The organism is Streptomyces sp. NPDC051018 (genome assembly GCF_044456085.1).
GTDB lineage: Bacteria > Actinomycetota > Actinomycetes > Streptomycetales > Streptomycetaceae > Streptomyces.
This window is the reverse complement of record NZ_JBITFN010000009.1, coordinates 146,483-167,995: the sequence shown is the minus strand read 5'-3', so window position 1 is coordinate 167,995 and position 21,513 is coordinate 146,483. Positions and strand designations below refer to the sequence as shown.

The window sequence follows — 21,513 nt, the reverse complement described above, 5'->3', positions numbered from 1 at the left end:
CCGATGGATCACATCGAGCTGGAGAACGTGGAGAAGGTCTTCGACGTACGGCGCAGGGCGGGGCTGCTGCGCCGTGAGAAGCACCGGGTGCGCGCGGTGGACGGGATCAGCTTCCGTGTGCCGCAGGGCGAGATGGTCGGCTATATCGGCCCGAACGGCGCCGGCAAGTCCACCACCATCAAGATGCTCACCGGGATCCTCACCCCGAGCGGTGGCCGGCTGCGGGTCGCGGGCATCGACCCGTCCCGTGAGCGCACCCGTCTGGCCCGCCGGATCGGGGTCGTGTTCGGCCAGCGTACGACCCTGTGGTGGGATCTGCCGCTGAGGGACTCGTACCGGCTGGTCCACCGGATGTACCGCATCCCGGACCGGCGCTTCCGGGAGAACCTGGACCGCTGTGTGGAACTTCTCGACCTCGGGGAACTGCTGGAGGTGCCCGTACGCCAGCTCTCCCTCGGCCAGCGGATGCGCGGCGACATCGCGGCCGCGCTGCTGCACGACCCCGAGGTGCTGTATCTCGACGAGCCGACGATCGGGCTCGACGTGGTCTCCAAGGCGAAGGTCCGGGACTTTCTGCGCGATCTCAACGCCGAGCAGGGCACGACGGTGCTGCTCACCACCCACGATCTGACCGATATCGAGCAGCTCTGCCGCCGGGTGATGGTGATCGACCACGGGCGTCTGATGTACGACGGCCCGCTGACGGGTCTGCACCAGGTCGGGGAGAGCGAACGCACCCTGGTGGTGGATCTGGAGCGCGAGCTGCCGCCGGTGGTGCTGGATCTGGCCCGTACGGTGAGGGTGGAGGGCCCCCGGCAGTGGCTGGCGTTTCCGGCGGACCAGTCGGCGGCCCCGCTGGTGGCGGCGCTCGCGGACAAGTACCCGGTGGTGGATCTGTCGGTACGGGAGCCGGACATCGAGGCCGTGATCGCGAAGATGTACGCGCAGCGGCCGGGGATGTGAGCCGACGCGGCCGCTGAGAAGCACCGGGGCGCTGACTATTCTGCTGCTATGAGCGAACTTCCAGAGATGCGGGCGTCGGACACCGAGCGGGAGCGGATCGCCGAGGCGCTGCGGGAGGCCGTGGCGGAGGGGCGGCTCACCATGGAGGAGTTCGACGAGCGCCTGGACGCCGCCTACAAGGCCCGCACCCATGGCGAGCTCACCCCCCTGATCAGCGATCTCCCGGCGCCGGGCGCCGCGCCCACGGCCCCGGTGCCGGCCACCGGCCGCATCCGCTGGGCCGAGCGGATCGGCGGGCCCGCGACCTCCACGATGGCGTTCGCCTTCTGGGGCGGCTTCGAGCGCAAGGGCCGGTGGACCGCGCCCCGGCAGTTCACCGCCTTCGCGATGATGGCGGGCGGGGCCGTGGATCTGCGCGAGGCCCGGTTCGAGGACCGAGAGGTCGTGATCCGCTGCTTCACCATCATGGGAGGGATCGATGTGGTCGTGCCTCCCGAGGTGAATCTGCAGGTCAACGGCTTCGGCCTGATGGGCGGCTTCGGTGAGGAGGGCTCCGACGCGGAGGTCGAGCCCGATCCGACCGCACCGGTGGTACGGGTCACCGGTTTTGCGCTGATGGGCGGTGTGGGGGTCAGGCGCAAGCGTACGAAGGCGGAGAAGGCGCGGCTGAAGGCGGAGCGGGAGCGGGAGCGGCTGGAGCGGGGCGACGACCGGAAGGGCCGGGGGGAGCTGGACTGAGGCGGCCGGGCGGGAGGTGGGTGTGTGCGTTTGTAGTGAGCGTTCCATTCAGTGGTGATGGGGTTTCCCGTGCCCGATGGGGTCCCTCCGCTCACTCCCGGGCGCTCTGCCGACCGCTCCCCTGCGCTCCACGGGAACTCATGGTGTTCGCCGGGAGTCCCTGAGGTAGGGACAATGCGTACGCGGTGTGCGTCGACGGGTGGAGCGGGATGAATCGTACAGATAGGGAAGAACTGGAGGGGGCCGTGCCCGTCGAGGGCCGTGCTCCACGGTCCGGGCTGCCCTCCTTCACCTACACCGAGGCCGACGCCGAGAAGCAGCGTGGCGTACGGCGTATGAAACTGACCGCCACCGGACTGCTCCTCTTCGTCGCCCTCGTCTTCGTCCTCGCCACCTGGGCGAAGAACTCCGGCGCGGGGCCCTGGGCGGGCTATGTCGCCGCCGCCGCCGAGGCGGGCATGGTCGGCGCGCTCGCCGACTGGTTCGCCGTCACCGCGCTCTTCCGCCACCCCCTCGGCATCCCCATCCCCCACACGGCGATCATCCCGAACAAGAAGGACCAGCTCGGAGCCTCGCTCGGCTCCTTCGTCGGTGAGAACTTCCTCTCGGAGGACGTTGTACGCGGCCGGCTGCGCGCCCTCGGGATCGGTGGCCGGCTCGGCTCCTGGCTCGCCGAGCCCGCCCATGCGGACCGGGTGACCTCCGAGCTGTCCACGGCGCTGCGCGGCGCGCTCACCGTCCTGCGGGACTCGGACGTCCAGGCGGTCGTCGGCGAGGCCATCACCCGGCGCGCGAACGCCGCGGAGATCGCGCCGGGCATCGGCAAGACCCTGGAGAAGGTCGTCGCCGACGGCGCCCACCACCGTGCCGTCGACCTGATCTGCGCCCGGGCCCACGACTGGCTGGTGCTGCACTCCGACTCGGTCATGGACGCGGTGGAGGGCGGGGCGCCCGGCTGGACCCCGAGGTTCGTGGACCGCAAGGTCGGTGAGCGGGTCTACCGCGAGCTGCTGCGCTTTGTGACCGAGATGCGGGACATGCCGGGCCATCCGGCACGCGGGGCGATCGACCGCTTCCTGTCGGACTTCGCCTCCGATCTCCAGTCGGACACGGAGACCCGCGCCCGGGTGGAGCGGCTGAAGTCGGATCTGCTCTCCCGTACGGAGGTGCAGGACGTGATCGCGTCGGCCTGGGCCTCCGTACGCGCGATGATCATCTCCGCGGCGGAGGACGACCGCAGCGAGCTGAGGCTGCGCGCCCGCGCTTCCCTGCTCTCGCTCGGCGCGCGTCTGGCCACCGATGAGCGGCTCCAGTCCAAGCTGGACGGCTGGGTCGAGGACGCGGCGGTGTATGTGGTCACCACCTACCGTGCCGAGATCACCTCGCTGATCTCGGAGACGGTGGCGAGCTGGGACGCGGAGCACACCTCGCGGAAGATCGAGGCCCATATCGGCCGGGATCTCCAGTTCATCCGGATCAACGGCACGGTGGTCGGCGCGCTGGCCGGACTCCTCATCTACACGGTGGCGCACGCGCTGGGCGGCTGACCGAGCCGGGCACGCGCCGGGCGGCTGCCGGTGCGGCCCGGCGACCCGGGTGCACGCGCGCCGGGCGCGTGACGGCATCGGGTGATGCGGTCACGCGCCCAGTCACCTGGGGGAGGCGTGGAGTGGTACGTACGCCGGGTCGGCCGCGTTCACCGCCCCTCGGCGCACCGCCGCGACGTGCGCGGTACGGCTCCGCACCACCCCCGCCCCCTGGGTCCGGCACCTCGGCCCACGGCTCCCCTTCCGAGGCTCCCGTACGGCGATTCGTACCCCCGTACCCCCGTACCTCCGTACCCCCGTACCCCGTACCCCCGTACCCCCGTACCTCCCATAGCCCCGTGGCTCTCGGGCCCTTACTCCCGCGCTCAGCCGAAGAGCTGTCCGCGGACGGCTCCGTCGGGGAACTCCGAGGTGTGGATGTTGGAGTAGTAGTTGAGCGGGTTGGCGCGCACCCGCTGGACGGCCTGGGCGTCCTGCCCGTTCAGCCGGCCGGCGACGGCGAAGACACCGTCCGGCACGGGCCGGTTGAAGAAGTTGAAGACGACCTCGCCGTTCTGCCCGAACCTGCCCTTGTGGATGTGCCCCAGGCTGGGGCTCTTGATGTTGATCCACGCCAGCGAGTAGTCGACGCGGGTGCCCCTGGGGCTGAGGAAGGTCACGGCGCGCCCGTCGGGGTCGCCGACCCGGGAGGTCTCGTTCTTCGGGACCTCCTGCTCGCCGTTGGAGAGCGCCCGCAGCTTGCCGCCCTTGATGATGCTCAGCGGGTTGATGTTCTTCTTCAGCGGCTTGAGCTGCCCGCGTACGGCACCGCCCGGGAACTCGGCGCTGTGCAGGTTCACATAGAACCCGGCCGGGTTACTGCGGATCTCCTGGGCCAGCTCGGCGTCGGTGAGCGCCACCTGACCGGCGGCGGAGTGTGCGGAGTCGGGCATCGCGGTCCCGAACAGCCCCACCTTCACGGCGCCGTTCTGCCCGGCGCGCCCCTGGTGGATGTGTCCGAGGCTGGGCACGAAGCCCTGCCACTGGAGGGCGAAGGTGACCCGGTCGCCCTTCACCTTCACCAGGGCGACGGCCTCGCCGTCGGGGTCGTTGACGGCCGGTCCGCCCGCGACGGGCACCTCGTTCTCGCCCGAGAGCCGGGCGATGAAGCTGACCGCCCGCCCGCCGGACGCCTTGCCGAACGCGGCCGCCTCGGCGACACCGGAGCTCTGCCCCGTGTGGGCGCCCCCGCCGTGCTCGCCGCTGCTCCGGCCGGTGGTGTTCTGCCCATCGGCGGAGTGTCCGCTGCCGCTGTGTCCGCTGTGCCCGTCCCCGTGTGCGGCGGCCGGAGCAACACCGGTAACACCGAGCACAATTGCACTTGCCGCCACAGAAATGAATCGCTTCCGCATTGTTCTGATCCTCCCCTGGAAGGCCGACCGGTCTTGGTCGGTCGCCGTGGAGTACGCGGCCCGTGCTCAGCGTGTTCAACGGGAAATTTCTTTTATTCGATTGAACCGCGGGTCAGTTGCCCCCGTACAACCTGGCAGACCCATCGACCACCTCACACCGGGGGACCACCATGCGCGCCAACCGATCAGTCATGCTCTCCGCCGTCACCGCGGCCACGCTCGCACTCCTGACCCTGACCGCCTGCGGCAGCGGCTCCGACGATTCCGGGAACTCCACCGGAACCCAGGAATCCGGCAAGGGCGCCACCGCGTCCCCGGCGCCCGCGGCTGTCTCCTCCATCAAGATCGCCGACTCGCCGCTCGGCCGGATCCTCGTCGACGAAACCGGCCGTACGCTCTACGGATTCACCAAGGACAAGCCCGGCGCCACCGCCTGCGACGCCGACTGCATCGCCGTCTGGCCGGCCCTCACCTCCGCCCGGAACATCTCCGCCGGCCCCGGCACCGACGCCGCCCTCGTCAAGGAGACCAAGCTCGGCGAGGGCGCGGAGCAGACCACGTACGGGGACTGGCCGCTCTACTACTACGTCGGCGACGTGACCCCCGGGGACGTCAACGGCCAGGGCCTGGACGGCGAGTGGTTCGTGATCGCCGCGGACGGCAAACTCATCCGGAAGCCGGCCTGATACACGGCTGTCACGGCCCCGTGACAAATCCCGGATGAATTCACCGAATTCCCGGTTCTTTCATTTTTCTCATCCGCGTCTCATTTTCCCGCACCGCGGCTGCCGGAACTGTTCCCAGTCGTCGCGGTCGGTCTTTTCCGGACGGCCGGAATCCGACGGCGACGACGGGCCGGAAGGCAGCGGGGAATGCGACGGCCGCGCCTCCCATTCCGCGCCGGTACCCCCGGCGCGGACCGGCCGTACGGTCCTACGGCATGGGTGCCTGTGGTTCAGAGCTTGGGCACCACGGGGAACGGCAGCTGCCCCGCCCACTCCGCGAGCGCACCCGCGGCCCGGTCCCGGAGATCACCTGTCACGGAGACCTCGGCGAGGAGCGTGCGCTCCTTGTTGGGAAGGGCCAGCTCCCGGTAGAACTGAAGATCCTCGAAGCCGTTTACGCCCGCGTCATGGCTGGTGGCCGCGTAGACGAGCCGGGGAACGCGCGCCCAGTAGCAGGCGACCAGACACATCGGGCAGGGCTCGCTGCTGGAGTACATGACACCGTCCTCCATCAGGTGCCTGCCGAGCGCCTGCCCCGCCGACCGGAGCGCCATCACCTCCGCGTGCGCGGTCGGATCCCGAAGCTCCACGACGGAGCTGGTACCGGTGCCGACGACTTCCCCTCCGACGACGACCAGGGCACCGAACGGCGTCTTGCCGCCGTCCTCCAGTGCCTGTCGCGAGATGGAAATCGCCTCCTCCAGAAACTCACGGTCCTGGGGGTCTTCCTTGGCGTACGGCAACCGGATCTCCCTCTCTCACATGTGGACCGAGGGGTCACCGTCGCTGAACGGGCCGTCCAGGTCCACGTCGTAGCCGGTCATGGGCGTCGTGGCACCCACAGTGGCGAGCATCTGCAACACCAGGTCGGCGTTCTCCCGGCCGGACCAGTGTCCGTTCTCCTGGAGTTCGACCATATCCGGTACGGGTGGTCCGGCTTGGTCTCCGTGAATGATCACGCGGTGGATACGCGGAGCGGGACCCGCCAGCAGGGCGCATGCTCCCGCCAGCCGGTGATTCCATTCGTCGAAGGTCTGCTGTACGGCGTGTGCGTCCCAGGCGGACGCGACGGAGACCGGAAGATTGTGCAGGACGACTCTGGTGATCGTCAGTGAGCCGCCGCGCATGAGCTGGGCGGACATCAGTGTCTCGTCGATGTCGTTGCGGAGCTTCAGGCGTTCGGGGCGCAGCCAGTCGGGACTGCACTGGACGATCAGGGCGGCCTGGACACCGGGGTGGTGCAGGCGTCCGAGGCGTTCGAGCCAGGGATGGGGGGTCATGGGCCCGCCTGGGTGTGGGCGCCGACCAACTGGAGGACGCGCAGGCCGGTGACGATGATCTCGCGGGGATCGGTCGTCCCGGCGTCCTGGGGCAGTATCCGCGCCGCGAGTGCCGCCGTGGCGTCGAGGGCCGCGGCGGGCAGGCCGCCCAGAAGGGCTCTCAGCTCGCTGTCCGGCTCATCCGGTGCGAGCGGCGCCAGCCGGCAGGCCACGCTGAGGATCATCGCGGCCGGGCGCTTCTCCGGCTCCGCCCGGGGCGCCGGGCTGGGCAGCATGCTTGTGCTCGTCCGGACCCGCAGTTCGTTCCACGGTGACCCCGGCGGATCGGTACTGCCCATCAGCGCCAGCAGCACCTCCCGGGCCTCCTGAGCGGTTGCGAACCCAGCGGTGGCTGGCGAAGGTCCGCAGATACGCGCCGAGGAGCTGGGGATCGGGGGTGAACTCGGGCCGGATGAGTTCGGGCGGATGCTCCAGACGGCGGTCGCGCAGCGTGGCGATCGCCCCGACGGAGACCAGGCACCAGAACCGGTCGTATCCGCCGACGGAACCGAACGCCCGCCTGGCGGCGTCCGGTGCCGCACCCGTGGCCGGGTCGGTCTCGCCGTACAGCGCCTCTCTCATCTGCTGGAGCACCGAAGCGCCGTCCCAGTAGTTGCCCATGAACTTGCGGCCGGTCAGGAACTGGTGGACTCCGTAGAAGGCGCTGGCCTGGTGAGCGCCGTGGAACTCGGTGTAGTCCCGGACCCACAGCAGGAGACCGACCGGGTCCTCGATGAGTGAGGCCGCCTCCTCCGGCGCGGTGACGGTCTTGGGGTCGGGATCGACGCGGAGCAGGATGCGCTGCCGGCAGTCGACGGACATGGCCACCAGCTCCCGGGCGGCGCGGCTGGACGCGATGCCCCGTACGGACATGAGCATCGAGGTACTCCCGAGCCAGGCGAGGTAGCGGCTTGCGGCGCCCAGCAGTGCGGCCGGGTCGGGGTGGCTGCGCGAGTGACCGATGGCCGAGTCGATCAGCGAGTCGGCGCAATCGGTGACGACGACGGGATCCGCCCCGCGGACCAGCGCCGCGCGTGCGAGACGGTGCAGCACCTCCAAGTGCAGCCCCGCGAGGTTCTCCTGGGCCGACGGGGGCACGCGGACGTCGATCAGCTGCCCCACCAGATTTCTGATCCCGGTGGGGTCATTGCCGCTGATGGCCTGGTCGAGCGTGCCCAGATACGCGGCCACGACCGGATCGTCACTGAGCTCCTGATCGAACCGCAGCTCCTGGTCACGCAGGTCGGCCAGACCACGGGCGAGGGTGCCCCGGAGCAGCCGGTTGCGTCCGCCGACGCTCGCCAGGCCGAAGAGCCGTATGAAGGAGAAGACGCCGAAGACATTGGCGAGCAGGAACAGCAGCGCCCCATAGGTCGCGCTCACCTCGCTGTGCACGAGCAGACCGCACGCGGTGAACATCGCGGCGACCCAGCCGACGAAAACCCACTCGCGGAAGGCGATATGGCTGTCGATGGCACGGAGCGACGGCCAGGAACTGGCCGCGGAGAACGTGATGGCGAAGATCACGGCCTCGCCGGTGAGGAGGGTCGCGAAGAAGGCAACGGTGAACTGGGTCGCGCCGACGACCTCGTCCTTGCCGGCGGGGAACCTCCAGGCGAAGCCGGCCAGCGCCAGCGCACAGACGACCAGCACAACCCGCCGCCGCCCGTGCCCCATGCCCCGCCACTCCGTGCGTCTCGCCTCTTGTCGATCAACTGTGCCAGGAGGCCGGGGTGTTGCCAAGGCGGGGTCAGGACAGGCGGTCACCCCGGAGCGCACCGATGAAGTCGCTCCACGCGGAACGGGAGAAGCCGATCCGCGCCCCACACGGATCCTTACTGTCCCGCACGGCGGCACCTTCAGTCAGGCGGGCGGCTTCGACGCACTCGGTGGCGCCTGCTCCGCTGAACGAAGAGGTGAACCAGGCGTCTTCGGGTATGGCAGGGGTGCGGTTCGGCATCACAGCTCCTCACGGATGCGCTCGATCAAGGCTGACGAGGCTGCCATGTCCAACGCTTGTGCGCGGAGGTAGTCGAACGCAAGCCGGTATCGGTCAAGCTCCTCAGTCTTCTCCATGAAGAGGGAGCCGGCGTGGATGTCCCCTTGACATGGCTGAACCCGCCCTCTCAAATGCTAATTTTGCGATATCCTGACTATTGATCAGTCGTTGTCTCCCGCATTCGGGAGCTGACTTGTGTCGCCGTCACCTCCGCTGGGGGGCTGACACAATAGGGGGAAGTCTTGTCCGGCAAGGACTACAGCTATGACATCCCGGACCACCGGATTGAGTACATCAAGGTGGACCCGAGGAATATCAAGTTCGATCCTCGCGCACAGCGCAACCTCAACAAGGCCCGTGCGCAGGCCATCGCTGAGAAGTTGGTCCCCACCGCTCTCGGGACGCCGATCCTCTCGCAGCGTGCGGATGGCCAGTATGCGGTGGACGGCATGCACCGCGTCTATGCCTGCCAGCTCATTCTGACCGGCAAGGTCTCTGTTTCGGAGAAGGTGCGCGAGGCTGTCCAGAACATCGCTTGCGAGATTCATTTTGACCTCTCGATGGCCAACGAGGCGTCGCTGTTCATCATCAAGAACAAGGAGTCCTCGAAGGTCGGACCGACTGACGAGTTCAGGATCGGCGTTCTGGCCGGGCACCCGCTCTTCCAGGACACCAATACCGTCCTGGAGAAGCATCAGCTCAAGGTCGGTAGCAGCAGCGCCAACGGCGTGCGTGGCATCAAGGGGATCCTCAGCATCGTCATGGAGCATGGCCCAGAGATGTTGGATCTGTCGCTCACCATCGCCGAGGACGCCTGGGGCCGCACCACCGACACCTGGCACGCCGTCACCATCGGAGGCATCGCCACGGTAATGTCTAAGCACCCTGAGTTGAAGACCACGGAGTTGGCTGACAAGCTCAAGCGTCAGGGTGACCCCACTGCCTTCAAGGCCAAGATTCAGACCATCGCCACCAACAACAATACTCGCGCTGATGGCACCAAGGGCCGCCTCAAGGCAGCCCACTTGGCCGTTGCCTCCGCTTGGAACGCTCACCGCAGTGTCAACCGCATCCCCCTCCCTAACATCTTTGAGTAACTCCAGGCGACGTGGTACCCCGCCTACATCTGCGGTGAGGGGCGCCATGTGTTCCTCCCTCGTATCCGTCGACTGAGAGGGCGGTATTCCACCGGGGCGCCGCTCTTTCGCTTTGCCTGGTCAACTCACTGTCCAAAAAGAGACCGAGGTGGCCGGATTGATGTGGCCGGCCGTCGCGGTTGCCGTTGCTCCACCGTTTGGTCCCGGGCATTCCATTGCCCAGCCCGCCGCTCCCGCGACGGCCGGCCGTCGGCCCGACCGCAGCGGACCCACCCAACGGTCCGGCTCCGAGCCCGGCACCAGCCGGTATCGCTAGTGCAGTTCCCTCGCACTGATCGCGCTGACGAAGCCAGCCCACACCGCCCCGGGGAACAGAAGCCGAGGGCCGAGCGGAGCCTTGCTGTCCCGCACGGCCGTTCCGCTTGGCAGGCGGGCGGCTTCGACACACTCGGTGCCGCTTCCTCCGCTGTAGGAGGACTTGATCCACAGATCGTCATCGTGATCCATCACAGCTCCCGGCTGGCTCGATCGAGGAGCGCGACTGACGAAGAGATATCCAACGCCTGGGCGCGCAAGTATTCGAACGCCAACTTATAGCGTTCAAGCTCCTCGGGTTTCTCCATGAAGAGACCCCCGCCGATGATGTCCACATACACCACGTCCAGCTCCGGGGTGGGCCCACCGAGGGTGACGAAGCTGCCGACGGCGGCGGCGTGCGCGCCACCTGCGAAGGGCAGCACCTGAACGGTGATATGGGGCAGGCTGGTCAGCGTGATCAAGTGGGTCAGTTGCTCACGCATGACGCGGCGGCCTCCTACGACGCGTCGGATGACGGCCTCGTCGACCACGGCCCAGATATGGGGCGGGTCCTCACGCGCCAGCAGTTCCTGGCGCTTCATGCGGATGTCGACCATGTGCGCGATCTCTGTTTCGCTACACCGCATCTCAGAGGCACGGTGTACGGCTTCGGCGTAGGCGCGGGTCTGCATAAGGCCGGGGACGTACATGCAGGCGTAGTGATCCTCGCGTACCACCTCGTCCTCCAGCGTCAGCATGAGGTTCATCGATTCGGGGATCGGATCGGCCAGGGAGCGCCACCACCCTTGGATCTTTGCCCCCTTGGCGAGCTCTACGAGGGTCTGCCGCTCGTGGTCCGTCGCGCCGTACTCCTGGCACAGCGCGTCTACTACGGGCCACTTAACGGCACCCTCCTTGGTCTCGTACCGACTGAGAGTCGCCTTTGAGACGCCGACGTGTGCTCCTGCTTCTTCGAGGGTGAGCCCCTTGTCCTCTCGGAGCCGTCGCAGGTCGGCGCCCAGCTGACGCCTGCGGGTGGTCGGTCCAACTGCCATAGTCAAGGCCCTTCGGGTGTGATGTTCCTGAGCGTGCCCGGCAACCCCTCGTGGGGACAAGGCAGCGTGCGCCGGGGGCGCGCATGCTTGCCTCTGCTCCCGGAAGCATGAGATGAGAGTTCCATTCTGAGAGTTCCAATGTCACGCTGTGGTGCACGGTCGGAGCGCAAGGCGATGATCGCATCGTCCACTGAGGGGGCGCGGGCATGGACCTATGTCGATGTGAGGTGTCGAGGAAGGGATTTGAGCTGCCGTTCCTGGCGGAGGCGCGGGAACTGGCGGCGCTACGACGTGTGATGCGTCTTCACTTGAAACAGTGGCGGCTTCCGGGGCTGATCGACGCGGCCCAACTCTGCGTCAGCGAGTTGGTGGGAAACGTGATCCGGCACGTCGGCCACGAGACGCCCACCACGCTGAGGGTCTCGATGAACGAGACGCGACTGCGCATCGAAGTGCAGGACCCGGACATCGGGGTCTTGCCCACGTTGGTCTTGGCTCAGGCTGATGACGAATCGGGGCGTGGGATGGTTCTGGTGAATGCCACGGCTGTGTGTTGGGGTGTCATCCTGCGGGGCGACTCCAAGATCACTTGGTGCGAGCTTGAGACCGGCCTGACCGCATCCAACGGGCACGTCAGCAAACCGGGGATCGCCCGGGCCGAGGCTCTCTTGAACCTCTACGGAACAGTTCGCTGGTCGGGGGCCGATGTGGACCGCTTGGACCTCACCGTTGCGGAGGAGTCAGCCGTCACGGTGATCGCGGACTTTCTGCAATGGCTGCGCGCTCATGGGTGCGACGCGGAAGCGGCCATGGACCGGGCGTGGATGCGGTGCGAGGCGGAACTGGGCTGAGAACGTCCGGCTACCGCCCGCGCCACTAACACCCATCGATGAATCTACTTGTTCGTTCTTGAACGACTCAAGAGTCTGTCCTAGCGTCTCGCTATGGACATGAGAGATCTTCTCTTGCAGGTGGCCGCGCAGTACGACCGAACCGCGGGGACGAAACAACATGTCCCCGGCCAGAAGCTGTTGCGGAGTGTGGGGCGGCGCAAAGACCTGATCCTTCCGCAGGGTTACCGCGCCATAGGGAGAGGCGGCCAAGGGACGCCGGCCGCAACTCCGTGGATCGGTGTGCTCGACCCATTGGTCACGAACGACCCGAAGAGAGGCCTGTACCTGGCGTACATCTTCGGCGCTGACCTGGCGAGCGTTACTCTCACTCTACAGCAGGGAGTCACCCGGCTTGAAGACAGGCTGGGTAAGGGAGACGCGCTCCGTGAGCATCTCACCCGCAGGTCGTCGGAGTTGCGTAGGCGGCTTCCTCAGAAAAAGATGCAGAGGTGGCTTCACTCGCCGAGCTTTGGAGACTCCGGTGTCAAGCCGCGGGCCTATGAAGCGAGCAGCGTCTGTGCACGTCGCTATGACATCCCGGATCTACCTCCCGAGGATGAGCTGCAGGATGATCTAAGTCAGGCGATGGAACTGCTTCAGCAGGCGGCAGCCGCCGAGAAGTTGTTGTTGGTGGAAGAAGGGAAGAGTTTGCTCAGTGCTGGATATGAGGGCGGTAGTCATGGGATGAGTGACCCATTGAGTGGGTTCCATCCGAAGGACAGCCGCTCGTACATTGCCAAGATTGCAGCGAAGCAGCAGATCAAGAGCCGGGATCACGAGCGCCTGATCAAGGGATTCGGCCCGTACATCCTCTCGCGTGGCTATATCCCTACCACGGAGCGGGCTCACCCAAAGGATCTTGTATTGCGTCTAGCCGGAAATTCCCCTGACGAAGGTCCCCAGTGGTTGGTTGAAGCAAAGGTCGTAAGGGCTGGCAACTCAACCACCGCTGTACGTGAGGCTGTAGGGCAGCTCAAGGAGTACAGCTTCTTCCTCTATCGGGAGCGCGGGCTGGCATTGCCGCACCTCTTGGCTCTGTTCACCGAGGATGTCGGTGTCTACTCCCGCTACCTTGAAGATGCAGGGATTGCGTCCATTTGGCAGAGCGGCGACGAATGGCAAGGATCAACACGAGCCATTGAGTGGAACATGGTTGGCTGATTACGTCTTCGCTAACCTGCGGCGATCGCCGAGTAGGTCCAGACGTCCGCTGGGATGTCGTGCCGCAGCTTCCAGATGATTCCCATGGGCTTGCTGCCCTTATGCTCCATGTATTCGGCGGGGCCGAGGAGCATCCACGGTTGCGGTCCTCCGATGTCCGTCCTCTTGTAGCGGCGAACGAACAGAAGGACATGGGTGCCCTCCTTCTGGTGGCGCTGATAGCGGACCCCTGTGGGTGATGTTTCCGAGGTTTGGAGCTGGGACTCCCAGTGGAACAGTGACTCGCTCAGGGCGTAATCCCGATAGCGGGTCTGAGGGGAGAAGTCCTTCTCATCTTTTTCCAGGGTGATCATCAGCGCATCCGTCTGGATGCTCTCGCACCACTTCACCCCCTCACGGAAATGACCTGGCATCAAGCCGCCGATGAACGATTGTCCGAGAGCGGCGAGGATCTCCTCGCGGCTGTAAGAGGCGTGCACCGTGAGAGGGAGACCGGAGAGGTCGCCCAAGAGGGGGATGGGCATATGCTCCGTGCGATCGAGGACGTGGGCCAGGACCTGGCGGAGTTCCGTGCGGAAGGCTTGGTGCGGTCGGAGTGAGTCAAAGGCGTACTGATAGGTGCTGAAACCCCCGAGTGGCCAGAGCGAGAACAGGAACATGCGAGCATACGCTTGCTCGCGCCCGTCGAGTTCGTCGTATGCGGGGCTGTCGTCCTCCAGGAACTTGGTGTACGCCGCTACACGCGCAGGATCATCAACATGGAGGAATGCGGGAACTCGCTTCAAGAGCGCTGCCTCACCCTCCGGCGCAGGCGCGGCCAGCAAGCCGGCCCGTCTCAGTAGCCCTGTCCAGGAGTTTCCGCTGCCTCGGTAGATTTCCTTGAGCTCGCGCCCACTCTCCCGGAGGTAGGCCGAAAGTCGGGGCTCACCGTATCGACTGACCTCACGGGCAAGCTGAGTCACATTGACACTCAGTTGGCTTCGGATGTTCTCGATGATCAGTTCCTTGGCCTTGGACTCAAGGATGATCTGGCAGCCCGAAGGTAGCAGCGGAAAGTCGTTTTCCACACTATGGAGAAGGCGGTTTCGAGTGAGATTGGTCAGTGCCCGGAACTGCTCCTCAAAGCGAAACTCTCTGCGGTGCTGGCCGATGAAGTCGAGGACCGTGAGCACAGCCTTGCCTTCGCTTCTGCGGAGTCCCCGCCCCAGTTGCTGAAGGAACACTGTGGCGCTGGATGTTGGCCGCAGGAGCAGCAGCGTGTCAACGTCCGGGATATCTAGCCCTTCGTTGAAGAGGTCGACCGAGAAGATAACTTGGAGTTCGCCGGATTTAAGCTTGGCGAGAGCATCTCTTCGCTGATCTCGCGGTGTCCCACCCGATAGCACTACAGCCTTGAAACCGGCCCGGCAGAAGAAATCTGCCATGAAGTGCGCATGCGGGACTGAGACGCAGAACCCCAGCGCGCGCATGGACTGAGGGTCGGCCACCTTGTCCATGATGGCCTGCACGATAAGACGGGCTCGGGCATCATTTCCGGTGAAGAGGTTGCTGAGCTCTGAGAGGTCGTAGGCTCCACGCTTCCAAGCGATAGTGCCCATATCGGTGTTGTCGGTCACCCCGAAGTAATGAAAGGGGCTGAGGAGATCATTCTCCAATGCCTCCCATAGACGCAACTCGGCTGCGATGCGGCCATCGAAGAACTCATCGTGAACGTTGCGCCCGTCCATCCGCTCCGGTGTGGCCGTCAGGCCGAGTAGCTCAACGGGGGTGAAATGTTCAATGATTCTTCGATAGGTGGGTGAGACTCCATGGTGGAACTCGTCGATGACGATGACGTCGAAGTGGTCGGGTGGCAGTGACTCCAAGGTCCGAGGATTCAAGGACTGAACGCTGGAAAAGACATGAGTCCATTCCGTGGGGAGGATGCCGCTGTGCAGTTCCTCTCCGAAGTTGGCCTCGACGAGCACATCCTGATAAGTCCGCAGGGACTGGCGCAGGATCTCTTGGCGGTGAGCGACGAACAGCAGCCGTAGATCCCGACCGTGCCGCTGCCGTAGCCGTTTGTAGTCCAGCGCAGCCATCACGGTCTTGCCCGTGCCCGTTGCCGCGACCAGGAGGTTGCGATGCCGTTCGTGGACCGTGCGTTCAACCTCAAGCCTCTCCAGCATGTCCCGCTGGTGAGGGTAGGGGCGTACCTCAAGGCCGGAGAGTGAGATAGGGAAGCCATCGGACCCGGGTGCGCCGCCGGTGCCGCGACCTGCCAGGTGGAGTGCCTCAACGAGGCGGGTGGCGTCCCGATCGGGGTCGTACAACTCAAAGGCGGAGTCGTTCCAGTAGGAATCGAAGGTCGCCTCGAACTTGCGCAGTACATCAGGGGTGGCGATCGACGACAGGCGGACATTCCATTCGAGCCCGTCGAGCAGCGCCGCCTTCGAGAGATTGGAACTCCCGACATACGCGGTGTCATAGCCGCTGTCGCGGCGGAAGAGCCATGCCTTGGCGTGGAGGCGCGTTGAGCGGAGCTCGTAGTTGACTTTCACCTTCGCGTTGAACTTCTCGACGAGCTTGTCCAGCGCCCGTCGCTCGGTGGCGCCGATATAGGTGGTCGTGATGACGCGGATCGGAACGTCTCGGTCACGAGCGGCCTCCAACGACTGCTCGATGACCCGCAGTCCATGCCATTTGACGAAGGCGCACAACAGGTCCACACGGTCCGCGGTGACGAGCTCGGCACGCAGCTCAAAACCGAGGCTGGGGTCGTCGGGAGCATTGGTGATCAGAGCGGTCTCGGACAGAGGCGTCACGGGCCGGATGGCGTAGACGCCCTTGGCCTCCCGCTCTGCGATGGCCAGAAGCTGGCGAGGGCCTTCGGCAACGAGATCCACCCACTCCCGCGCGCCCTCGATGGTGTTCATCGACTCAAGGATGTGGTTCGCCGCATGCACCCGCTCTGCCGCGGGCAGCCCTTCCAACACGCGCTTCATCGTCTGAGCCACATGTCTCGCGATGACATGAGGGGACGACTCCGGTCCCACTTCGCCATCGATGGCACGCCAGTCACCACGTGCGCTGAGTTCCCTCAGCTGATTCTCCAAGCGCAAGGTGATCAGTTGTTCGTACAGTCCGGCGACCGGCTGTCGACCATCGATATGACCTGTCATCGCGGCACCGTCCCCCGTTGGCTACCGCCAGTGATACCAGGCACCGCTGACAGAGGGATCAGATACGGCTCACTCCGTGACAGTCCCGGTACGCCGTCCCCGACCCGCACCAGCAGGGGGCGGTCTTGGCGGGGGGCCAGGGCAGGGCGCGGCCGCGGGCCGCGAGGGTGGTGGCGTATTGGGGGAGGAGGTCGGCGTTCGCGGGGGAGGACTGTTCGGAGGCGGCGAAGGCCTCGTAGGAGGGGACCGTCGAGGTCACGATGCCGAGGTTCGCGGTGCCGGTGGAGGCGAGCTCGCGCAGGGAGGTCTCGATGTCCGCGAGGTGGGCCGCGTGGGTCGGGTACTCGGAGGTCAGCCCGGGGTACGCGGCGAGGAGTTCGGTGAGTTCGGGCTCCGGCCAGTGGAGGACCGCCACCGGGAAGGGGCGCGAGAGGGCGGACCGGTAGGAGCCCAGTTCGGAGCGGAGGCGGGCGATCTCCGCGCGGAGTTCGGCGGGGTTGTCGGAGCCGAGGGCCCATAGCCGGTTCGGGTCGTGGAGCTCGTCCAGGGAGATGGAGGCGTGCGCCGTGTGGACCTTGTCGGCGAGGGCGTCCCACTCGTCGTGCGGGCGGCCCAGCATGCGGCGGACGCGGTGGCGGCCCGTGAGGAGGGACTGGGTGTCATAGGGGACGTCGTCGTCACCGGGGGTGAGGAGCAGGGTGATCGCGGTGGTGAAGGAGTCGTGGGACGCCTCTAGTTCGTCGTGGGACTCCAGCGTCTCGGCGATGATCTCCCAGGGCCCGGGATCCGTGGGGGCCGCCGTGCGGATGCCCGTGATCAGCGCGCGGGCCTCGGCCTCATGGCCGTACTCCCACAGGTTCGCCGCCTGGAGGGCCTTCACCAGGAGGGGGTTGTCGGCACCGGAGGCGAGGAGGCGGTCGTAGAGGGAGGAGGCGCGTTCGCGGTCGCCGGCCAGTTCGAGGTGGGCCGCGGCTTGGAGGAGCAGGGGTTCGTTGTCCTCGGGGTACTGCGTCGCGGTACGCAGCAGGCGCTCGGCTTCGGCGATGTGGTCAGCAGGCGTGTCGGGGCGCATGGGTGACACCGTACTGCCGTACGGGGGCCGGCAGGGATGGCGTCCGGTGCCGCCGGTGGCCGCACGGCTCTGGTGGGTTGAGGGGCGAGGACCTATCGTGCGCCCGTGCGGGAGCGGATACCGGTGGTGGTTCAGGGGCGGGGACCCCGGCGGCGGGAGCGGCTGGCCCGCGGGCTGTGGGCCGCCGCGGAGATCACCGTCACACTCGGGATCGTGGTCCTCCTCCTGGTGGTGCACCAGCTCTGGTGGACCAACCGCGAGGCCCGCGAGGGCGCCGGGGAACAGGTACGGGCCCTGGAACGGGAGTGGGGTGAGCAGGCCCCCGAGGGCGAGACGCCTCTTCGGGAGATCCCGGCCGCACCGGAGGACGGCGGCACCGGGGAGGAGAGCGCCCGGGGAGACGGCGGCCGAGGGGAGGCCGGGGCGGGACAGCGGGCCGGGGACGCCCCGGGCGGCGGGAACACCGCGCGCCGCGCCCCCCGCCCGCCGCGCTGGGACCAGGCGTACGCCATCCTCCGCATCCCCCGGCTCGGTGTCGTCGCACCCGTCGCCGAGGGGGTCGGCAAGAAGGGGGTGCTCGACAAGGGGTACGTCGGCCACTACCCGGGGACCGCCCAGCCGGGCCGGGCCGGGAACGTCGCCCTCGCCGGACACCGCAACACCCACGGTGAGCCCTTCCGCTACATCAACCGCCTGAGGGCCGGTGACGACATACATGTCGAGACCCGGGACGCGATCTATCTGTATGAAGTGGACAAGGCACTGGGCCGGACTTCCCCACGTGATACGGGAGTGATCAAGCCCGTACCGCGCAGCCTCGTCACTCCCTCCGCCGGTTACGGTGAGCCGGGCTACTACCTCACCCTCACCACCTGTACGCCCGAGTACAGCTCCAGGTACCGTCTGATCGTCTGGGGAAAGCTGAAGTCCATGGAAGCCCGGTAGGCTGGTGCCTCGGGATTCTCCGAAGGACGTCCGGCACAGAGCGGCAGCGCCGGCAGCGACCCGCGCAGAGCAGTCGGCCCGGTTCCGGACGCCCCGGCCGTACGGCAAGGGGAGAAGCAGTGGTCCGCCGGGAGGAACCCGCCGGACATCAGGAAGACCGCCGGGAACGGCAGAGAGGACAGAGAGGAGCACATGGAGCGCCGCAGCTCGGCACGGATGCCGCAAGCACTCGCCCTGGCCTTCGCCCTCCTCTCCGCCTTTCTGATCCTCGACGGCGGCGGCCCGCTGGCCGCCCTCGCTCTCGCGGCGACCGCCACGGCCGCCGCGGGCTCCGCGCTGGTCCTCTGCGCGGTCATCAGCGCACGCTGTGCGCCCGTCGTGCCGCGTACGCGCGTCCGCACGGCCCTCCGCGACCGTGAGAAACGGACCGCCTTCCTGCCCCAGTGCGATCCCGACGCCCGGGGCCGCACCCGGCCCCGAGCACCCGGCCGCGCCCTCCCGACGGCCGCGTAGGGGCTCACCTCTTCCACACCCGTGTCCCCTCCGCGGGCCGTCATGCCTCCGTTTCCCGGCACGACGAGACCCGTGGAGGGCTCCCCCATGTCCGTATTCGCGCAATTGGTCGAGCAGCTCGCCGACCTGCTCCAGCCCCTGTTCCAGGCGTCGGCCACGGCCGCCGCGATCATCGTTTTCACCGCGCTCGTACGCCTCGCGGTCCATCCCCTGTCCCGCGCCGCCGCCCGCGGGCAGAAGGCCAACGCACGGCTGGCGCCCCGCGTGGCCGAGCTGCGCAAGAGGCACGGGAAGAACCCGGAGCGGATGAAGCAGGCGCTGGTCGAGCTGTACGCGAAGGAGAAGGCGTCGCCGCTGTCCGGGTGTCTGCCGAGCCTGCTCCAGCTGCCCGCGTTCTTCCTGCTGTACCACCTGTTCTCCAACAGCAGCATCGGTGGTGAGCCCAATGGGCTGCTCACCCATACGCTCTTCGCCGCCCCGCTCGGCGACCACTGGGGGGACGCGCTCTCGAACGGCGGGGTCCTCGGCGGCGCGGGTCTCGTCTACCTCGGGATGTTCGCGCTGGTCTCCGCGGTCGCGGCCTTCAATTACCGGCGTACGAAGCGGCAGATGGCCGCCGCTCCGGCGCCGGAACCCGGTGTTCCGGGCATGGGCGCGATGGCCGCGATGACCAAGGTGCTGCCGCTGATGTCGTTCGCCACCCTGATCACGGTCGCCGTGGTGCCGCTCGCGGCCGCGCTCTACATCGTCACCAGTACGACCTGGGCGGCATTCGAGCGCGCCTGGCTCTACCGGGACATGCCGGCGGCCGGTGCCCTGGCGAATCCGCTCTAGCGGTTCCCGCCGGTGAGGCCCACGGCATACCGGTATGCCGAGGGTGCTTCCCAGCCGGTCCATGTGGTGGACAGCACCTTGTGAGGTCGATCCGCCCTCTTGGAGGATCAACCGAATTCTGGCCGGTGATCGCCACCGGCCACCGCGCGGGCGCGTACTGCATCAGGCTGAAGCAGGGGAGACGGAAGGGGAGAGGGAGATGAAGCTGCTGCGTGTCGGGGTGGCGGGCGCGGAACGTCCGGCCCTGCTCGACCAGGACGGTACGACCCTGCGTGACCTGACGGGCCTGGTCACGGACATCGACGGGGACCTCCTCGCCGACGCCTTCACGCTCGACCGGATACGGGCCGCCGCGGGCGCCGGGGTGCTGCCCGTGCTGGACGCGGAGGGGATACGGGTGGGGCCGCCGGTCGCCCGTATCGGCAAGGTCGTGTGCATCGGGCTGAACTACCACGACCACGCGGCCGAGGTGGGCGCCGAGCCGCCGCCCGAGCCCATCGTGTTCCTCAAGGCGGCGGACACCGTCGTCGGGCCGTACGACACCGTGCTCGTGCCGCACGGCAGCACCAAGACCGACTGGGAGGTCGAGCTGGCCGTCGTCATCGGGCGCACCGCCCGCTTTCTGTCCGACGCCGAGGACCCGCTGTCGTATGTCGCCGGGTACACGATCGGGCACGACGTCTCCGAGCGGGAGTTCCAGCTGGAGCGCGGCGGCACCTGGGACAAGGGCAAGAACTGCGAGACCTTCAACCCCCTGGGGCCCTGGCTGGTGACCGCGGACGAGGTGCCGGACCCCCAGGCGCTGAGCCTGAGGCTGTGGGTCAACGGAGAATTGAAGCAGGACGGCACGACCGCCGGGCAGATCTTCCCCGTACGGGAGCTGGTGAGGTACGTCAGCCGGTTCATGACCCTGTACCCGGGCGACGTCATCAATACGGGGACACCGGCGGGGGTGGCCCTGGGGCGGCCGGAGCCGCGGGAGTTTCTGCGGGCGGGGGACGTGGTGGAGCTGGAGGTGGAGGGCCTGGGGAGACAGCGCCAGGTCCTCGCGGACGCGAAGGCGCCTTCCTTCGTGGGGTAGCCGGGCGGGGCGGGCCCGGCCCCCGTCGCCGGGCGCCCTCGCGTGTGCCGGGAGCCGCCGTGGGCCCCGGGCCCGTCCTCGGACGCGGACGGACCCGGCGCCGGGCCGTGGTGGGGGTCTTGCCCTAGACGCCCGAGGGGGCGGCGGCCGAGGTCTGGAAGCGGGTGAGGGCTTCGACCACCATCGCGTGGTCCTCCAGCGAGGGGAGACCGGCGACGGTGACCGAGCCGATCACACCGGCGCCCTCCACCGCGAGGGGGAAGGAACCGCCGTGGGCCGCGTAGGCCATGGGGGAGAGGCGGGCCGTCTCCTCGAAGGTGGTGCCCTTCGCGTGATGGCGGGCCGCGACGAGCAGGGAACTCTCGCCGTACCGCTCGACGACCCGGCGCTTGCGGTCGATCCACGCGTCGTTGTCCGGGCTCGAACCCGGCAGCGCGGCATGGAAGAGCTGCTGCCCGTTCCGGCGGATGTCGATGGCGACGGGCGCCTCGCGCAGATTCGCCATCTCGACCAGCATGCTGCCGAGCGCCCATGCGTCCGCGTGGGTGAAGCGGCGGAGGGTGAGGCGGCTCTCCTGGTCGACGAGTTCCCCGACGGACGGTTGCGTGGTCATGGCGACACCTCTTGCCTGGTCATCTCTTGTTGCCCGGTCATCCTTGCTCGGTCAGCGCGTGCCTGGTCATCTCTCGGCCGGTCATCTCCTGCCCGGTCATCTCCTGCCC

22 protein-coding genes and 1 pseudogene are annotated in these 21,513 nt (G+C 67.4%); 11 read left to right on the top strand and 12 right to left on the bottom strand.

Features of this window, described 5'->3' with window-relative positions; translation table 11 throughout:
• Positions 1-3: 3 nt before the first annotated feature.
• The 3 genes from ACIBCM_RS17780 (at position 4) to ACIBCM_RS17770 (ending at position 3,248) form a co-directional block, all read left to right on the top strand.
• The gene (locus ACIBCM_RS17780; RefSeq protein WP_399244149.1) at positions 4-963 is read left to right on the top strand and encodes an ATP-binding cassette domain-containing protein; all 960 of its coding nucleotides are present in this window, start codon (positions 4-6) and stop codon (positions 961-963) included.
• A gap of 48 nt (positions 964-1,011) precedes the next feature.
• Entirely contained in the window at positions 1,012-1,701 is a 690-nt protein-coding gene (locus ACIBCM_RS17775) for a DUF1707 domain-containing protein (RefSeq protein WP_399244147.1), read from the top strand.
• Positions 1,702-1,910: 209 nt separating this feature from the next.
• Complete coding sequence (locus ACIBCM_RS17770) at positions 1,911-3,248, top strand: DUF445 domain-containing protein (RefSeq protein WP_399244145.1); 1,338 nt, start codon at positions 1,911-1,913, stop codon at positions 3,246-3,248.
• Between the two features lie 365 nt (positions 3,249-3,613).
• On the opposite strand, the gene ACIBCM_RS17765 is transcribed toward ACIBCM_RS17770, so the two are convergent.
• Positions 3,614-4,600: a CHRD domain-containing protein gene (locus ACIBCM_RS17765; RefSeq protein WP_399244142.1), complete on the bottom strand. Its 987-nt coding sequence runs from the start codon at positions 4,598-4,600 to the stop codon at positions 3,614-3,616.
• A gap of 209 nt (positions 4,601-4,809) precedes the next feature.
• Between ACIBCM_RS17765 and ACIBCM_RS17760 the strand changes: the two genes are divergently transcribed.
• Positions 4,810-5,325: a hypothetical protein gene (locus ACIBCM_RS17760; RefSeq protein WP_399244140.1), complete on the top strand. Its 516-nt coding sequence runs from the start codon at positions 4,810-4,812 to the stop codon at positions 5,323-5,325.
• A gap of 269 nt (positions 5,326-5,594) precedes the next feature.
• Here the strand turns inward: ACIBCM_RS17760 and ACIBCM_RS17755 are convergent, their stop codons facing one another.
• From ACIBCM_RS17755 to ACIBCM_RS17730, 6 genes and pseudogenes are all read right to left on the bottom strand, one after another.
• Positions 5,595-6,107 carry a nucleoside deaminase gene (locus ACIBCM_RS17755; protein WP_399244138.1) on the bottom strand — a complete coding sequence of 171 codons (513 nt, stop codon included), beginning with the start codon at positions 6,105-6,107 and terminating at the stop codon, positions 5,595-5,597.
• Positions 6,108-6,122: 15 nt separating this feature from the next.
• Positions 6,123-6,644: a hypothetical protein gene (locus ACIBCM_RS17750; protein ID WP_399244136.1), complete on the bottom strand. Its 522-nt coding sequence runs from the start codon at positions 6,642-6,644 to the stop codon at positions 6,123-6,125.
• Complete coding sequence (locus ACIBCM_RS17745) at positions 6,641-6,868, bottom strand: hypothetical protein (RefSeq protein WP_399244134.1); 228 nt, start codon at positions 6,866-6,868, stop codon at positions 6,641-6,643. The genes ACIBCM_RS17750 and ACIBCM_RS17745 overlap by 4 nt, the downstream gene beginning before the upstream one ends.
• Entirely contained in the window at positions 6,822-8,360 is a 1,539-nt protein-coding gene (locus tag ACIBCM_RS17740; protein WP_399244131.1) for a hypothetical protein, read from the bottom strand. The genes ACIBCM_RS17745 and ACIBCM_RS17740 overlap by 47 nt, the downstream gene beginning before the upstream one ends.
• A 73-nt stretch (positions 8,361-8,433) precedes the next feature.
• Entirely contained in the window at positions 8,434-8,643 is a 210-nt protein-coding gene (locus tag ACIBCM_RS17735) for a DUF397 domain-containing protein (RefSeq protein ID WP_399244128.1), read from the bottom strand.
• Positions 8,643-8,783, bottom strand: a pseudogene (locus ACIBCM_RS17730) (Scr1 family TA system antitoxin-like transcriptional regulator); the annotation flags it as partial. The pseudogene ACIBCM_RS17730 and the gene ACIBCM_RS17735, both read right to left, overlap by 1 nt.
• Positions 8,784-8,924: 141 nt before the next feature.
• Here ACIBCM_RS17730 and ACIBCM_RS17725 point away from each other — a divergent pair.
• Entirely contained in the window at positions 8,925-9,779 is an 855-nt protein-coding gene (locus ACIBCM_RS17725) for a DUF6551 family protein (RefSeq protein WP_399244126.1), read from the top strand.
• A gap of 312 nt (positions 9,780-10,091) precedes the next feature.
• On the opposite strand, the gene ACIBCM_RS17720 is transcribed toward ACIBCM_RS17725, so the two are convergent.
• Both ACIBCM_RS17720 and ACIBCM_RS17715 read right to left on the bottom strand, forming a co-directional pair.
• Positions 10,092-10,286, bottom strand: a complete 195-nt coding sequence (locus ACIBCM_RS17720) for a DUF397 domain-containing protein (RefSeq protein WP_399244123.1) — start codon at positions 10,284-10,286, stop codon at positions 10,092-10,094.
• Positions 10,286-11,131, bottom strand: coding sequence for a helix-turn-helix domain-containing protein (locus ACIBCM_RS17715; RefSeq protein ID WP_399244121.1), 846 nt, complete (start codon positions 11,129-11,131; stop codon positions 10,286-10,288). Before ACIBCM_RS17715 ends, ACIBCM_RS17720 begins: the two co-directional genes overlap by 1 nt.
• A gap of 227 nt (positions 11,132-11,358) precedes the next feature.
• Between ACIBCM_RS17715 and ACIBCM_RS17710 the strand changes: the two genes are divergently transcribed.
• Positions 11,359-11,982: an ATP-binding protein gene (locus ACIBCM_RS17710; RefSeq protein WP_399244119.1), complete on the top strand. Its 624-nt coding sequence runs from the start codon at positions 11,359-11,361 to the stop codon at positions 11,980-11,982.
• Positions 11,983-12,075: 93 nt separating this feature from the next.
• Entirely contained in the window at positions 12,076-13,185 is a 1,110-nt protein-coding gene (locus tag ACIBCM_RS17705) for an MrcB family domain-containing protein (RefSeq protein ID WP_399244117.1), read from the top strand.
• Between the two features lie 11 nt (positions 13,186-13,196).
• Here ACIBCM_RS17705 and ACIBCM_RS17700 read toward each other — a convergent pair whose 3' ends face one another.
• Together ACIBCM_RS17700 and ACIBCM_RS17695 are read right to left on the bottom strand one after the other, a co-directional pair.
• The gene (locus ACIBCM_RS17700) at positions 13,197-16,346 is read right to left on the bottom strand and encodes a DUF3427 domain-containing protein (RefSeq protein ID WP_399244115.1); all 3,150 of its coding nucleotides are present in this window, start codon (positions 16,344-16,346) and stop codon (positions 13,197-13,199) included.
• A 58-nt stretch (positions 16,347-16,404) separates the two neighbouring features.
• Entirely contained in the window at positions 16,405-17,418 is a 1,014-nt protein-coding gene (locus ACIBCM_RS17695; RefSeq protein ID WP_399244113.1) for an SEC-C metal-binding domain-containing protein, read from the bottom strand.
• Positions 17,419-17,523: 105 nt separating this feature from the next.
• Between ACIBCM_RS17695 and ACIBCM_RS17690 the strand changes: the two genes are divergently transcribed.
• From ACIBCM_RS17690 to ACIBCM_RS17675, 4 genes are all read left to right on the top strand, one after another.
• Positions 17,524-18,363, top strand: coding sequence for a class E sortase (locus ACIBCM_RS17690; RefSeq protein WP_399244111.1), 840 nt, complete (start codon positions 17,524-17,526; stop codon positions 18,361-18,363).
• Positions 18,364-18,579: 216 nt separating this feature from the next.
• Entirely contained in the window at positions 18,580-18,876 is a 297-nt protein-coding gene (locus tag ACIBCM_RS17685; RefSeq protein ID WP_399244407.1) for a DUF6412 domain-containing protein, read from the top strand.
• An 87-nt stretch (positions 18,877-18,963) separates the two neighbouring features.
• On the top strand, positions 18,964-19,710 hold the full coding sequence (locus tag ACIBCM_RS17680) for a YidC/Oxa1 family membrane protein insertase (RefSeq protein WP_399244109.1): 747 nt from the start codon (positions 18,964-18,966) through the stop codon (positions 19,708-19,710).
• Between the two features lie 199 nt (positions 19,711-19,909).
• Positions 19,910-20,791, top strand: a complete 882-nt coding sequence (locus ACIBCM_RS17675) for a fumarylacetoacetate hydrolase family protein (RefSeq protein WP_399244107.1) — start codon at positions 19,910-19,912, stop codon at positions 20,789-20,791.
• A gap of 124 nt (positions 20,792-20,915) precedes the next feature.
• On the opposite strand, the gene ACIBCM_RS17670 is transcribed toward ACIBCM_RS17675, so the two are convergent.
• A complete protein-coding gene (locus ACIBCM_RS17670; RefSeq protein ID WP_399244105.1) occupies positions 20,916-21,404 on the bottom strand; it encodes a heme-degrading domain-containing protein in 489 nt (162 codons plus the stop codon).
• Positions 21,405-21,513: the final 109 nt, after the last annotated feature.

Excerpts from the sequence above, each read along its gene's own strand:
- ACIBCM_RS17780 (WP_399244149.1), top strand. The coding sequence starts at position 4 with ATGGATCACATCGAGCTGGAGAACGTGGAGAAGGTCTTCGACGTACGG.
- ACIBCM_RS17775 (WP_399244147.1), top strand. The coding sequence starts at position 1,012 with ATGAGCGAACTTCCAGAGATGCGGGCGTCGGACACCGAGCGGGAGCGG.
- ACIBCM_RS17770 (WP_399244145.1), top strand. The coding sequence starts at position 1,911 with ATGAATCGTACAGATAGGGAAGAACTGGAGGGGGCCGTGCCCGTCGAG.
- ACIBCM_RS17760 (WP_399244140.1), top strand. The coding sequence starts at position 4,810 with ATGCGCGCCAACCGATCAGTCATGCTCTCCGCCGTCACCGCGGCCACG.
- ACIBCM_RS17750 (WP_399244136.1), bottom strand. The coding sequence starts at position 6,644 with ATGACCCCCCATCCCTGGCTCGAACGCCTCGGACGCCTGCACCACCCC.
- ACIBCM_RS17745 (WP_399244134.1), bottom strand. The coding sequence starts at position 6,868 with ATGATCCTCAGCGTGGCCTGCCGGCTGGCGCCGCTCGCACCGGATGAG.
- ACIBCM_RS17740 (WP_399244131.1), bottom strand. The coding sequence starts at position 8,360 with ATGGGGCACGGGCGGCGGCGGGTTGTGCTGGTCGTCTGTGCGCTGGCG.
- ACIBCM_RS17735 (WP_399244128.1), bottom strand. The coding sequence starts at position 8,643 with ATGCCGAACCGCACCCCTGCCATACCCGAAGACGCCTGGTTCACCTCT.
- ACIBCM_RS17720 (WP_399244123.1), bottom strand. The coding sequence starts at position 10,286 with ATGGATCACGATGACGATCTGTGGATCAAGTCCTCCTACAGCGGAGGA.
- ACIBCM_RS17715 (WP_399244121.1), bottom strand. The coding sequence starts at position 11,131 with ATGGCAGTTGGACCGACCACCCGCAGGCGTCAGCTGGGCGCCGACCTG.
- ACIBCM_RS17705 (WP_399244117.1), top strand. The coding sequence starts at position 12,076 with ATGGACATGAGAGATCTTCTCTTGCAGGTGGCCGCGCAGTACGACCGA.
- ACIBCM_RS17700 (WP_399244115.1), bottom strand. The coding sequence starts at position 16,346 with ATGACAGGTCATATCGATGGTCGACAGCCGGTCGCCGGACTGTACGAA.
- ACIBCM_RS17695 (WP_399244113.1), bottom strand. The coding sequence starts at position 17,418 with ATGCGCCCCGACACGCCTGCTGACCACATCGCCGAAGCCGAGCGCCTG.
- ACIBCM_RS17685 (WP_399244407.1), top strand. The coding sequence starts at position 18,580 with ATGCCGCAAGCACTCGCCCTGGCCTTCGCCCTCCTCTCCGCCTTTCTG.
- ACIBCM_RS17680 (WP_399244109.1), top strand. The coding sequence starts at position 18,964 with ATGTCCGTATTCGCGCAATTGGTCGAGCAGCTCGCCGACCTGCTCCAG.
- ACIBCM_RS17675 (WP_399244107.1), top strand. The coding sequence starts at position 19,910 with ATGAAGCTGCTGCGTGTCGGGGTGGCGGGCGCGGAACGTCCGGCCCTG.
- ACIBCM_RS17670 (WP_399244105.1), bottom strand. The coding sequence starts at position 21,404 with ATGACCACGCAACCGTCCGTCGGGGAACTCGTCGACCAGGAGAGCCGC.